Below are 12,645 nucleotides of genomic sequence, written 5' to 3'. Positions count from 1 at the left end.
GGCAGGGTCATCGGGGAGAGCAGGGATGGCGATCGAGACTGTCGAAGGCAGGGAAGTGACGATCCAGTTCGATGGCGGCAGGTGTATTCATGCCAGGCGGTGCGTGATGACGCAGCCGGGGGTCTTCCGCGCCAATGTGGAGGGGGAGTGGATCCATCCCGATGCCGCGAGCGCCGAGGAAGCGATGGACGTTGCCCTCAACTGTCCCTCCGGCGCCATCCGGATCACGCGCCGGGACGGCCCGCAGGAGACGGCGCCGCGCGCCAACACGATCCTGATCCGCGAGAACGGCCCCCTCGCCGTGCATGCCGACCTCTATATCAAAGGCGAGCCGGTGCAGTTTCGAGCAACGCTGTGCCGCTGCGGATTATCGAAGAACAAGCCCTATTGCGACGGCAGCCACGTCGGAAACTTCATCGCCAGCGGAGAGCCGGCGGTACAGGCGAGCACCCTTCAGATCGTCGACCTCGTGGGGCCCGTCGAAATAACGCCCTTCCCGAATGGACCGCTGGGTGTGAAGGGTGCGCTGGAAATCTCCTCGGGAACGGGCCGGAACACCAACCGCGTGACCCAGACGGCGCTGTGCCGCTGCGGGCATTCCGGCAACAAGCCCTACTGCGATGGTTCCCACAAGAAGGCGGGCTTCGAGGCGCCGTGAGATTGCACGGGCCCGATAACAGCTCGCGCTCGGCCGGAAGGGTCTCGTTCGGAACGAATACCCCTCAAACGTGTTAATCTGCAGCTATTCGCCTGGAGGAGCGCAGGATGAGATCATTCGTTGTTGCGGCTTTCGTATCTTTTGTGGGGCTGGCTGCGGCCCCGGCTTCGGCAATGCCCGTCGCACCCGGCGAGACTGGAGGCAATGGACTTGTGCACACCATCGAGGATGGCTGCGCGCGCGGCTATTACATGAGCTACGGACGCTGCATACCCAACAGCGCCGGGTATGGCGGGCCGAGATATTATTACGCGCAACCACGATATTATGTGCCCCCGCCTGCCTATTACTACCGGCCGCGTTACTATTACAGGCCTCGCTATTACTACCGGCCACGCTACTACGCGCCCGCATATCCGTATTGATGGCATATCGGCTCGCCGCCCGATGGATCCCTTCGGTCGGCCGGCATGCAGAAGGTCCGGACGACCTTGCTGGTGCCCCCAGGTGTCGTCTCGAACCGTTTTTCCGGGGCTGTTCTCCGTGGAACTTCCTATGCTCCCGTTGGCTGCCATCTTCCGGCATCAATCATCCGGGAAACCGAAAGGGAGGCGTGCAGATGTTGCGGAGAGTGTCCGGGTTGATGGTTCTGGGCGTACTCGTGGCAGCGTCCCCGGCGGCGTGTGCCGACGGGCTGCCGAAGCAAGTGGGCCAATGCGTGGAGACCCGTATCAAGGAACTGGGGTCTCGCCTCGAAGGTGTCGCCGACAGTGGCAGCGCCGTCGTTTATGAGAATGGAATCTATGGGGTTTCCTACGAGATGGAGGCAGCGCTCCGGCGCGCCCGTGTCGGAGACCGCATAAAGCTCTGCCTCGCTTCGGTGCCGAAGGGCTGCCCGCCAGGCGACGAACGGGGAAAGGAATACAAGGCTACCGACCTCAGGACTCATCGTACCTGGACCTTGCCGGACGCCGAGCACATGTGCGGAGGAGCCTAGGGAGCGGCGCGGAGCAGTCGACCGCCCCCGATCGGAGCCGGGCAATCGGAGCGCCGCGCGGGCCGCTACTTCCCCCACTTTACGGGGTTGCTCCAAAGGTGTGCTTTTCTTAGATTAGCGATCTGAGCCGCGACATTGTTCGCTGCCCGGCCGATGGAGACTGGATGTCAGAGCTTGTGTGACAAGGCTCTCTGAATTTCAGAGAGCCTCGTGAAGTCAAAGCCGCCGAGTGCATCCGCGCTCGGGCGATTTTTCACGCCTGCCATTCGAGACTTCCATGAATATCTCAGAAAATGAACGACATCCGCTGCACATGCGGGCCCCTGGTGGCTGCATTCCGCACGCGTGTGCCGACGGTTCCGGAATCATGCCCGTGACATGCTTCACGCGCGAGCGGACGGTCCTTGCCGACTTCGGCCTGACGGCTTTCAACCGATTGCGGCGGGAACGGCTGGTCGAATCCCGGCCGGGCGGTCCGTGTCGGATCCCGCAACGCGAGCGCACCGCCGTTCGCACGCAACTCGACAGTCAAGAGGCATGACATGCTGATCCGCAATGAAACTGCCGGCGACATCCCGGCGATCAGCCGTGTCGTCACTGAAGCCCTCCGGATGCTGGCGCAATCCACCGGAACGGAGGCGGGCATCGTCGAAAGGTTGCGCGCTGACGGCGCACTCGCCCTCTCGCTCGTGGCCGAGGAAGAGGGGGAGGTGATCGGCTATCTGGCCGCCTCGGCGGCACGGATCGGGAAGCAGGACGGCTGGGGCCTGATCGGCCCGCTTGCGGTTCTGCCGTCGAGGCATCGCCAGGGGATCGGTACGGCCCTGATGACGGAAGCCCTCCGCCGGTTGCGGGCGACAAGCCGGGGTGCGGCGCTGGTGGGCGACCCCGCCTACTATGGCCGGTTCGGCTTCCGGGCCTTCCCCGGCCTGAAGGTGGAAGGCTGTCTTCCCGAGGTGGTTCAGGCCTTACCCTTCGACGGCAGCGAGCCGCGCGGAGAACTGAAACATCATCCGGCATTCGGCCTGGATCAGCAGAAGTGACCGAAGGTGGGGCTGCATCCGCAAGCGGTGCAGCCCCACCGCCCATCGAGAACTGCTTCCGGCCTCCAAAGTTCCCGGCTTCACCGCCGACGAGCGCGGGGTGCACCAGCGCACATCTCGCTGGAGTCACGCCAGTCACTCCTATGTTGAAGTTACAACATGGGGGATTCGATGTCCGACAATTTGGATGGCACCTATGCCGTGGTCGTCACTTCATCGACAGGTTGCCTTGCCGGTGTCTGCGTGATCTGCGGGGGGCAGCTCGACGGGAACGATTTTGAGGGCGGGCGCTACCGAGGCGATGTCCGCCGTCGAGACGACGTGGTGGAGCTCAACATCACGATGGAGGGGCCAACTCGCTCGTCGAGGGCCGGCGACAATACGGCCCGCCAGTTGTTTCGACTGAAGGAAGCCATCTCGGCCAGGGAGTGGATCGACGGCGGAACCATCTTTCTCAAGGATTCCGGCGTCTGGCTTATCATGCGCCAGATTGCCAGCGCACCGAGCGTTGGCAACAGCGCTGAGCTCACCCGCCGCGCGGCATGATGAAATGCCAACCGGCACTCTTCCGAATCCATGTCGCCACGGTTCAGAGGGCCAGCCAGCGGGTTATGCCCTGGTGGCCCCATGGCTCCGCGACCTCGCTGCACATGTCTCCAGCGAGGGCCAGCACCTGCTTATCGGTCAAATCTTCAGGGCTGTGCCTTTGGCGCTGCCGAGGACCTTTTCAGCTTCTTGAATCGGAAATGGCGATGCAAGTGTCGTGATGGCTTGCCGCTCGAGCCCTTGCGAACGCCATTCGAGCCTCCTAGCGGTGCCGTGTGGCAGACGCAGAGGAAGATAAGAAAGCAAATCCAGCAACTTATTGAAGGGCTTCACACAAATGGTGTGATGGTGCCTAGGGGCGGAATCGAGGTCTAGGGCTATCGAATTGATATTACAGTGATTTTCAGAGATCTCATTCTGAGATCACCCGTTCGATACCCCTAGTGCCACGCGGCTGCGTTTTAGGCTGGGGAGCCCGCCTTTTCGCCTTCCAGATTATCGAGCCATTGGATGCGCGCAACGGGAATCTCACCCGCGACATATCCCGACTTGGTCAAGCGCAGATCGAGAATGACGGAGTCACCGCGGACAGTCCCGCGATCCCTAATCATTTCCCTAGTGAGCCGGTAAATCCCGAAATCGACATCCGTCTCGCCGGGGATCACAACCAGGGTCGTCAGGTGGTAAAAGACGGACGGAATGACCACCCTGGCACCGTCGTCCATCAGGCGACCGAAGCGACATAGCACGTCGTGTTGTTCGCCAGCGATGATGACGCTGAAATCGGTCGAAGGATTGGCAGCGGGAGAAAGAGGGACACCGTTCATCTGGAAGATGCCGCCGACGAAATTTGCAGCGCCCTTCTGATCACGGACGCCGCGGGACTCGGAGGGTTTCGCAGAGGTCGCACCCGTACTTAACCAGGCGAGATCGGTTTGAAGAACCTGCGCCAACACCTCGAGAGTATCCTGGTGAGGTCGATTTACACCAAGCAGCCACTTGCGCACCGTCTCTCGACTGGCCTCCGCTCCGTGCGCACGAAGCTCCCTTTCGAGCCAGGCATTTGCGCCGCGCCCTTTCGGCGCTCGCGGGAAATCCTTCAATACTTGCCGAAGTCTGGCGGCAAAATCAGCAGAACGTATGACGAGCGACTTACCGTCGTCAGGTTGGTCGTCTTCGATAGGCATAGCCTCTCATCTCCGCAAATAGCAACTAGTTGTTGACTTATTGCGGAAATGGTTGACGACGTCAATGTGCCCCAGCCTATCTCTTTGGCTGACCGAGACGCACCCTCACCGCTTGGGTAATGGTGTCTTGGGTAACCCCCTTGGCTTGCAAATTCGTGAACTGTCTCTGATCGTAGGTACCCTTAGCCATAATCACATGGATGAAAACAGATCGCTGCGCCTGACCTGGCCGCGCCAGCCTACGGTTGAATTGATCCCATAGCTCTAGAGACCAAGTGAGGCCGTACCACACCTGAATATTTCCGCCGTACTGAAGATTGAGCCCGTGTGCCATGGACGCCGGGTGAGCTAGACCAATTCCAATCTTGCCCGCGTTCCATTTTTTAATGAAATTCGGCTCGTCCTCGAAGATAACGGCCTTCGGATACCTCTTCTTGATCCGCTGCAAATCGAACTTAAAGCTGTAGGCGATGAGTACCTGATTACCAGCAGCCTCTTCGATAATGTTGTCCAACGGGTCCAACTTAAGGTCGTGTACGGGAACAATTTCGCGCTCCGGTGGGTCAGTCCCCTCGATATTTCGGTACATGCTACCGTTGGAGAACTGTAACAATTTGTTGACAAGAACGCCGCGGTTCACGGCCTCAATGTCGTAGTCTTCTGCTACAAGCGTTTTGTCGAAGTCCCGATACTGCCGCATGATCTTTGGGGGCAATGAAATATAGATCGGATTAAATACCTGCGGCGGTAGATCTATATAGTCCTGCGAGCGTAGACCTATCATGACGTCTTTCATGCGCGTCATGATTTGATCGTGCGCGAACTCCTTTGGCTTGATAGATCGGTCGTATTTGTTCTGTTCAAACCAGCGGCTCAGATAGGCCTCTCTATCAGTGCCGAGGCGGCGCCCGCCGTCGAGGATGTAGGCTTGCCCGCCCAGGTCTATGAGCCCATTCGGTGCCGGCGTACCGGACAGTTCGACAATGCGCTCAAATGCCATGCGCGCTTGGGCGAGAGCGCCGAACTCGGTGAACTGACCCGTCGGGGTCCGGTCCTGCCAAGCCTTCAAACGGCTGGACTCGTCGTAGACCAGCATGTCCCACTTCCAGCCGATGCGCCCCCGCACCGCCTTCCAAAGCCAAGGCAGGTTTTCACGGTTGATGATGTGGATCTCGACGTCGGCCTTGAGCGCTTCCAGACGCGTCTTCTCATCGCCGACCACAATGGAGTAGGTGAGATCCTGTAGGTGCTCCCATTCTTTGATCTCCGACGGCCAAGTCTCCCTGGCGACGAATTTTGGGGCGACGATGAGCACTCGGGTAACGGTACCGTCATCGAGGAGATCCCTTATCGCGGTCAGGGTGGCGGCCGTCTTGCCAAGCGACATTTCCGCGGCGCCGAGGACGGCTTTCTTCCGAACGATCTGATCGGCGAGATAGCGCTGATATGAACGTAGCATTGAGCGTGGTCGAAGTCCGGGCTTTGGGACCGTCCAATCGATGAACCCGCGCTCGGCGAGGAAGCGGCCGAGCAGCGAGTCAGTCAAACAATGCACAGCCACGCTCCACGTTATCGATCACATGGACCTCGAGCCCGTGCTCGCGCATGCGTTGGATCTCGCGCACCTGCGTTGGCGATGGCTTCTTTCCCGGCGCTTTGAATTCGATGAAGATCACTCGGCCGTTCTTGCCGAAGAGATCATCGGGCGCGCCGTTGCGGCCGATCCACTGCAGCTTACGAACGAACCAGCCTTTGCGAGCCGCATGACGCTTGACCGGCAGTTCGACATGCGCCTTTTCGCGCACCGCCTTTTGCCAATGGCTCACACGCCTTTCAATGCGCTTCTCAGCGCGAACCAGGGGGCGCAGTGGGCGTTCAAAGTCGTCGAAGTCGCTGTACTCGGTCATGTCGACAACCTTATGTTGCCGACAACTAGAGTCAATAAAAAGTTGCCAACTAGAGCTTGCGAGCAGTGCTGATCTTGTTTCTGGCCAACCAAGCGCGAAGCGACTGGTGCTTCAGGCCGAGGCGTCTGGATATCTCGCCAGCGTTATGCCCGGCCTTGACCAGTCGTTGGATCTGGAGGCGATAGAGATCGATATTCACGCCGCGTTCGAATGCGACGATCTTCAGATACTCGCAGCGAAAAGTTCGAAGTGTACGCCTTGAAAATCCGAATATGCTGGCCGCCTCCTGGTCGGTTCCGCCATTCTCGTAATGCTTTTGCACTTCAGAATAGTGTTGTTTAATAGTACCTTTCGTACCCATCTCACGCAAATACCTTGAGATAATCTATAATTAGATGTGTTTTCAATCTGTTTCCGATATTTTTGTAGTAACCGACGTCATCGAGCAGCTCGCGCGCTTCGTCAATATACCAATTGTAATCGACCCCGCTTGGGAACTCTTCTGGGAACACATTGCAAAGCATGGCGCCCTCCGACTTGGCGACCTTTGCGTAGTTTCCGGTCTTCGCATGAGGCTTGGCACGATAGATCGGTTCGCCCCTCTGCTCGATTGAGTGATAGAAGCGCACCGTTTTTCCGAGCAGACCACCATCACGAATGTGGCCGCCCTTGTCAGCGCGCCAGATCGCGCCACCGGTCACTTTCTGGACGGTGATCATCTTGCGGAGATCCTTACAGCCCAGGATTGTCTTCTCGATCGATGTGCCCTTGGTCAGGAACTCGACCACGGCCTCGACGCAGATCGTGTTCTTCGGCGAGGTCATGAACTGTCCGCGAGCATCCGGTGCCTTCTCCCACCAGGGGTTTGCGAATGCGCCCTTGGTCTTGATCTTGCCGTCCGGCTTCACTGCGATGTAGCTGTTCACATCGCGGCTGTGAACAGCCGTATACTCCGTAGCCTCCGTGTCGAAGCCGGTGTCGCGTTCCCACTGCTTGACGATCGCCGTGAACTCGTCTTCGCGGTTGCGCGGCACGAGCGTAACGATGCCGTCTGTGTTGGCGCTGATGACGCGGAAGCCGGCGCGCTCGAGGCGATCGATCTTCATCAGCAGGGCGAGCTGGCCGGTGAGAGTCACCTGGATAAGTAGGTCCGGCGCAAACACGATGGCAAAGCGACTTCCGAGTTTACCGAAGAGTCCGTTCAGGACGATCTTCAGCGACTCCATCGCGACGACGTCTTTTTCAGCCGGCGTCAGGCCTTTATCGCGTGCCGCGCCGACGCGCGCCTTAGCTGCCAGGCGCTCGTCGAAGATCTTCTTATAGACCTTGAGGAACGCCTTTCCGAGGTGCTTCGGGAACAGGCCCAGCGTCAGGATGATGCTGGGATAGTAGGAGGCCACGTCGCGGTCGATGATCTTGGTCATCGCGTCGGCGCGGTGTGTGACGCTCTCTTCTGAGCTGTGCAGGCCGCCGATACCCATCCGGTAGACGGACTGGCCGATTTTGATTTTGCGACCTTCGAGGGTCTTGGGGAGCAACACCCGCCCATTGCTCTGCACAACGAACTTGGTATTGCGCACCTCCTCGAGCATCTCTCGAAGGGTAGGGTGCGTGTATTCGATATAGTCAGGGATTTGGTATCGAAACGTCGCGCCGGGTCTGAACGGCGGCTTCTTCGGCACTTCACCGGTGAGATCCGTGAGGCGCTTCTTGATCACCGCCTCGGCGATCTGCGCCTCGGATTTCGAGCGGAGATCCTCGCCGTATTCTCTGCCCATGGCATAGCGAAGATCGAGCTGGCCCTTGAGCTTCTCGAATAGGAGCTGTGTTGCCGGGATATCGCTGTTCTCGCAATAGTCCGCGGTGATATCCATTTCGCGGCCGGTCAGGACGGCAGACGGATCGATCGGCAAGTCCTGGATGCGTTTGGCATGCATCCGGCCGGCGTAGACCTTGAGACTGACGCCGACGCCGGGCGCAGTCTCGATGAGATCGATCATGTCTATGTTTTTAGGCAGCGAGAACTCGTAACGTCGCTCAATGTCCCACGGCTTCATGTCGCGAATAATGATGTCGTCGGCGGCTTCCTTCAGATCTGCCAGCGAGAAGCCGAGCACCGCCATCCAGGCGATCACCAGGTCGAAATTCTTGCAGTTGAAGCCGATGAGCTGGTGGTTGCGCAGCATCCACTCGAGCTCGGTACGGTCGAGCGCATGCCCACGCCGCTTCTCGAATGTCGTCACCTCGCCGGTGTCGAGATCCTTGAAGGCGATGAAAAAGAAGTTTCGATAGATTTCCAGGTCGAAGACGACCCGCGGCTTGCTTCGGGGCACGCCGAAATCTCCAATGGCACTAAAAAGTTGACGAGCCGCCCAATGAGCGGCTCGTCAAACGTCGCTACTCAGATCTCGTCGCGGCTGCGGCTACGACGGGCCGGCCGATCATCCTCCTCGTCGCGGGAACGACGCGAGGGACGGTCCTCGTCTTCATCACGGGAGCGGCGCCGGCTCGACCTGTCATCATCCTCGTCCCTAGAACGGCGAGCGGGTCGATCGTCGTCTTCATCGCGGGAACGCCGGCTCGACCTGCTGTCGTCTTCATCACGGGAACGACGCGACGGACGGTCGTCCTCATCCCTGGAACGGCGGGCAGGGCGATCGTCGTCTTCATCACGAGAGCGCGACCGGCGCGCGGGCGGCGCATCTTCATCCTCGTCGCGGGAGCGACTACGGCGGGCAGGGCGATCGTCGTCTTCATCACGGGAACGGCTCCGACGAGCCGGACGATCGTCATCACCGTCGTCATTCATACGCTCGAACTCGTCGTCGGACATGCCGCCACCGCCGAACTTCTCGCCGTGCTTGACGAATTGAACGCCGTCGATTGAGCAGAAGATACCGTTGCCACCCTTTTTCGGATCGGTAATAGCGAAGAGTCGCAGATAGCCGATCACGTGCGCGCCGGAGTAGAGGAGGTCATCTTCCTCCAGAACTTCGTCCTCGCCGTTGCGGGCACGGAGCTTCGGTTTCTTGTCGGACGATGCCTTGATATACATCATGTCTTCATAGCCGTTGCGGACATTGCCGTCGCGATCGAGCATGTCGTTGCCGTCCATGAAGCAGTTGCGATCCTCCTTGAGCTTCGGCTTCTTGCCCTTCCAGGTGTCGTCGATCAGGTCGTCGATAGCATTCTCGATTTGCCCGATGTCTTTTTTGCCCTGCGAGCTGGTTGGGTCGATGATGAAGTTCGCTCGGTATTTTTCGGGGCCACCGTCGATCGACGAGCTCTTCTTGAACAGATGTTCGAAGGAGAGGATGCCATGAATTTTGATCTTACCGATTTCGTTACTGGCTTCAGCCATAGTTATACTCCGTATGTCCGTCAGTCGTTTTCAACGTTTTCATCGTCATCGAGGTTGTCAAACTTAACTTCCCTGTCTACTAGCGCCTGTTTTCTATCGCTCTTGTCGACAAGAACAGGCTTGGGATCGCCCTGTTTGACTAGGGCACTTCTCTTTCCGGGTTTGACCTGGATTTTCGCGGCTTCATCTGTCGGCAGGAGCTTTTCTGCTTGTGCCGGCGACAGCAATTTGCGGGTGAACGCCTTCTCTTCGCCGAGCCGGTCGACCAGGAAGGCCTCGGCGGTCTCCTCGTCGATCCAGTCGCGCTTGCCGTGACGACCTTCGACGGCTTTGAGGCCTGGCACCTTGTCGAAATCGCCAGCGAGAGCGTCCATCAGTGCTTGTGCATGCATGCGCTTGTACCAGCGCTCGATCGTCGGCCAGTTGCGTATGAGGTAGGTGCGGCGCTCAGGCGTGATGCGCTCGGTAGGCTTCACGTCGAGTCCCAGCGCCCCGGCCGTATCGAGGTTCTCAAAGCTGAGTCCGATCGTCTGCATGTTGTGCTTCTCGAACTCGGGGCACATGCCGTCGATCTTCGCGGCGGGGCACCATCGGCAGGCTTTGGCGCTCGGTATCCGCGGTGCGCCGGGGATCGTTGTACGCTTGGCCGCCGCCTTCACCTCGTTGCCGAACTCCAAGAGATCCTTGACGGAGACGCGCCACTCATTGCCGCCGAGTTGCTGCAACGGCTCGTCATACTCTGCGTCAAGATCCTCGAATTCCACATTGCCAACATTTTGTTGACGTCTCATTCGCGGCTGATCGATGATCAGGATCACTTCCTTGGCGTCGGTCAGGTGCCTCGCGATGTTCCACCAGAAGCCCAAGGCATAGATACGAAGCTGCGTGTTGCCGACAACTTCGACCGGCACACCCTGACCCCACTTCAAGTCATTGATGCAGATGAAATTCTTGCCGACAATGCCGACGTCAAGCGTCCCCCAGCAGTCCTCAGCCCACCTCGCGAGCGACACCTTGGTCTCGAGGAACAGTTTGCCGTGGAACTGCCGAATACGATCGAGCCCTGGCTGAAGGTACTTTGCGTCCTCTTCTCGCCACTCGAATGGGAATCCGTCGATCCGTGCCCTGTGCCCTATGAAGTCGCGCGCATCGAAACCGATGTCGAGCACTTCCTCGCGGATCATGTGTGCGAATGTGCCTTCAGCGCTCCAGGTCGTGGATTCGCGCGTGGCCTTGAGCTGCTCTGTAAGCTGGATTGAACCTGGGCACGACATCCATCGAGCACTGTCCGATGGGCCGAGTTTGGCATGGGCCGACGGTGACGCCATCAGTCGAAACCGTCGCCTGCAACGTCATTCGTAGTCGGGATCTCGCGAGTGAATTTTACCCGGGCCTGCACTCCGACTTTGTACGGAGGTGAACCCTCAGTCGCATCTTCGAAGGTTATTTCGAGTACATCAGAGCCGTCGCGATGGATGCGCCCGTTGCCCTTTAAGTGGAATTCACCGATGCCGGCAGCTTCTGCGACTGCTTTACCGACGATGGCTTTCAACTCCTGGTGCGAGATGAATGCTGTCGTCACGATGGTATGACTCTCTTCGACCCTTATGTTCATTTTGCGCATGGCAGCATCCAATTGATCTGGGGGTCGAGGGGAGTTCTGGCCCGACGGACTGTGCCCGCGCGCTCCATACGAATGAGCTTTGCCCGCATCCACTTCGTGTCGACGTCGCAGCCGTGGCCCAGGTCGCGCACGTAGCTGGCAACGACCCAGGTCCGCATCGGCTTGCCGCGTCCGAACCGCTTGAGGATCTCGATAATGATATCGTCAGAGGCGGGGTAGCGGACGCGGGCCATGGCTCACTTGCTGAAATGCTCGAGCACCCGCATACCGGCCGGCGTGGCAAGGGCCTTGCCGTGATGCACGACGCGACCTGTGCCGGTGCTCGAGAGGACTTCGCCGTCAACGTCGATGAAGCCGAACAGCCGCAGATCGGCGGTCGTCTTCTTCTGGGCCAGCGGGGAGAGGTTCAGACCGCCAGCGATCTCACGAAGGCGGGCGAGTTCAGTCTTGCTCAAACGCACGGGAATGCTCCTTGTGTTGTTCTCGGGAGAGCCGGCGAGGACTGAGGCGCTGTGCGCCGATCTTGCCTGTGCCGGATTTACGGTGCTTGTCGACCCGATCTGATGCTGCCCGGGGCCGGCTCACCTGAGGACAGGTCGAGGGGAACTGGAGCACCCCTCGACCATCGACCAGCGCGCCGCCATCCACTCGGCGCGCTGGGAGCGCAATCAGTCTCCGTCGGAGGCGAAGGGATCGTCGCCTTCCTTCTTCTGCTCGACCCAATCGCGCAGCTTGACGAGGTCGGCCTGGTCTTCGATTTCCATGATGTTGGCGACGTCGAGCTTCTTGTAGCAGAGCTTCACGAACGCCAGTCGGCTCTTGCGGCGCTTTAGCAGCTTCTCGTCGGCGTCATCGACCTCGTTGCCGTTCTCGTCGAAAAGCTTGTCGTCATATTCGCCGATCCAGTTGCTGAGATCGGTCTTGAGATCCTCGGCCTTGATCTTGCCTTTGCCCTTGTTCGCGGGCGGCTCGTCATCGGTGTCCTTCGAGGTGCGGCGGGTCGCAGACTTGTCCTCGTTGTCGTTGTCCTTGGCGGCGGCGCGGGTACGGCGGGTACGGGTGCCCTTGCCTTCATCGGCGCCTTCGGTCTCGCCCTTGTCGAGGCGGGCCTTGCCGTTGTTGACGATGATCGAGAGAAGTTCGTTGTTCTTGTTCACGGCTTCCGTCAGCGCGCGAATGTCGTCTTCCAATGGCATCTAGGGATCTCCAAGCAGGGTGTTGAGCGCCGCAGCGATGTCGGCGATGGGGATGACCAAAGCATGGGCCTAAACTGTTGTCAATAAAATGTTGCTAAAAAAATCGTCATGGGCCATGTTGACGAT

At 59.2% G+C, this 12,645-nt stretch carries 17 protein-coding genes; 6 read left to right on the top strand and 11 right to left on the bottom strand.

What is annotated here, in order from left to right; all coding sequences use genetic code 11:
- Positions 1–25 precede the first annotated feature (25 nt).
- The 6 genes from AC6H34_RS29270 to AC6H34_RS29245 all read left to right on the top strand — a co-directional run bounded on the left by AC6H34_RS29270 (position 26) and on the right by AC6H34_RS29245 (position 3,244).
- Positions 26–658: a CDGSH iron-sulfur domain-containing protein gene (locus AC6H34_RS29270; RefSeq protein ID WP_448148146.1), complete on the top strand. Its 633-nt coding sequence runs from the start codon at positions 26–28 to the stop codon at positions 656–658.
- Positions 659–765: 107 nt separating this feature from the next.
- Positions 766–1,083 carry a hypothetical protein gene (locus tag AC6H34_RS29265; protein ID WP_497541186.1) on the top strand — a complete coding sequence of 106 codons (318 nt, stop codon included), beginning with the start codon at positions 766–768 and terminating at the stop codon, positions 1,081–1,083.
- A 194-nt stretch (positions 1,084–1,277) separates the two neighbouring features.
- Positions 1,278–1,655 (top strand): hypothetical protein, encoded by a 378-nt coding sequence (locus AC6H34_RS29260; protein ID WP_497541185.1) that lies wholly within the window; start codon positions 1,278–1,280, stop codon positions 1,653–1,655.
- A gap of 277 nt (positions 1,656–1,932) precedes the next feature.
- The gene (locus tag AC6H34_RS29255) at positions 1,933–2,196 is read left to right on the top strand and encodes a YjhX family toxin (RefSeq protein WP_497541184.1); all 264 of its coding nucleotides are present in this window, start codon (positions 1,933–1,935) and stop codon (positions 2,194–2,196) included.
- Between the two features lies 1 nt (position 2,197).
- Positions 2,198–2,698, top strand: a complete 501-nt coding sequence (locus AC6H34_RS29250; RefSeq protein ID WP_497541183.1) for a GNAT family N-acetyltransferase — start codon at positions 2,198–2,200, stop codon at positions 2,696–2,698.
- A gap of 171 nt (positions 2,699–2,869) precedes the next feature.
- Positions 2,870–3,244 (top strand): hypothetical protein, encoded by a 375-nt coding sequence (locus tag AC6H34_RS29245; protein WP_497541182.1) that lies wholly within the window; start codon positions 2,870–2,872, stop codon positions 3,242–3,244.
- Between the two features lie 461 nt (positions 3,245–3,705).
- Here the strand turns inward: AC6H34_RS29245 and AC6H34_RS29240 are convergent, their stop codons facing one another.
- The 11 genes from AC6H34_RS29240 to AC6H34_RS29190 all read right to left on the bottom strand — a co-directional run bounded on the left by AC6H34_RS29240 (position 3,706) and on the right by AC6H34_RS29190 (position 12,519).
- Positions 3,706–4,431, bottom strand: a complete 726-nt coding sequence (locus AC6H34_RS29240) for a hypothetical protein (RefSeq protein WP_497541181.1) — start codon at positions 4,429–4,431, stop codon at positions 3,706–3,708.
- 76 nt (positions 4,432–4,507) lie between these two features.
- Complete coding sequence (locus AC6H34_RS29235; protein ID WP_497541180.1) at positions 4,508–5,977, bottom strand: SNF2-related protein; 1,470 nt, start codon at positions 5,975–5,977, stop codon at positions 4,508–4,510.
- The gene (locus tag AC6H34_RS29230) at positions 5,970–6,338 is read right to left on the bottom strand and encodes a VRR-NUC domain-containing protein (RefSeq protein WP_497541179.1); all 369 of its coding nucleotides are present in this window, start codon (positions 6,336–6,338) and stop codon (positions 5,970–5,972) included. Before AC6H34_RS29230 ends, AC6H34_RS29235 begins: the two co-directional genes overlap by 8 nt.
- Positions 6,339–6,387: 49 nt before the next feature.
- Positions 6,388–6,699 (bottom strand): hypothetical protein, encoded by a 312-nt coding sequence (locus tag AC6H34_RS29225; protein ID WP_497541178.1) that lies wholly within the window; start codon positions 6,697–6,699, stop codon positions 6,388–6,390.
- A gap of 1 nt (position 6,700) precedes the next feature.
- Positions 6,701–8,671: a hypothetical protein gene (locus tag AC6H34_RS29220; RefSeq protein ID WP_497541177.1), complete on the bottom strand. Its 1,971-nt coding sequence runs from the start codon at positions 8,669–8,671 to the stop codon at positions 6,701–6,703.
- A gap of 68 nt (positions 8,672–8,739) precedes the next feature.
- Positions 8,740–9,699, bottom strand: a complete 960-nt coding sequence (locus AC6H34_RS29215; protein ID WP_497541176.1) for an ssDNA-binding protein — start codon at positions 9,697–9,699, stop codon at positions 8,740–8,742.
- 20 nt (positions 9,700–9,719) lie between these two features.
- Positions 9,720–11,027, bottom strand: a complete 1,308-nt coding sequence (locus AC6H34_RS29210; RefSeq protein ID WP_497541175.1) for a DUF2800 domain-containing protein — start codon at positions 11,025–11,027, stop codon at positions 9,720–9,722.
- Complete coding sequence (locus AC6H34_RS29205; protein ID WP_497541174.1) at positions 11,027–11,323, bottom strand: hypothetical protein; 297 nt, start codon at positions 11,321–11,323, stop codon at positions 11,027–11,029. Before AC6H34_RS29205 ends, AC6H34_RS29210 begins: the two co-directional genes overlap by 1 nt.
- Positions 11,311–11,556 (bottom strand): hypothetical protein, encoded by a 246-nt coding sequence (locus tag AC6H34_RS29200; RefSeq protein WP_497541173.1) that lies wholly within the window; start codon positions 11,554–11,556, stop codon positions 11,311–11,313. Before AC6H34_RS29200 ends, AC6H34_RS29205 begins: the two co-directional genes overlap by 13 nt.
- A 3-nt stretch (positions 11,557–11,559) precedes the next feature.
- The gene (locus AC6H34_RS29195; RefSeq protein ID WP_497541172.1) at positions 11,560–11,784 is read right to left on the bottom strand and encodes a hypothetical protein; all 225 of its coding nucleotides are present in this window, start codon (positions 11,782–11,784) and stop codon (positions 11,560–11,562) included.
- A gap of 207 nt (positions 11,785–11,991) precedes the next feature.
- On the bottom strand, positions 11,992–12,519 hold the full coding sequence (locus AC6H34_RS29190) for a hypothetical protein (RefSeq protein WP_497541171.1): 528 nt from the start codon (positions 12,517–12,519) through the stop codon (positions 11,992–11,994).
- Between the last annotated feature and the right edge of the window lie 126 nt (positions 12,520–12,645).

The sequence above is a fragment of the Labrys sp. ALF-8 genome, assembly GCF_059699065.1.
The sequence above is the reverse complement of the archived record's forward strand: the minus strand, read 5'-3'. Positions and strand labels throughout refer to the sequence as shown.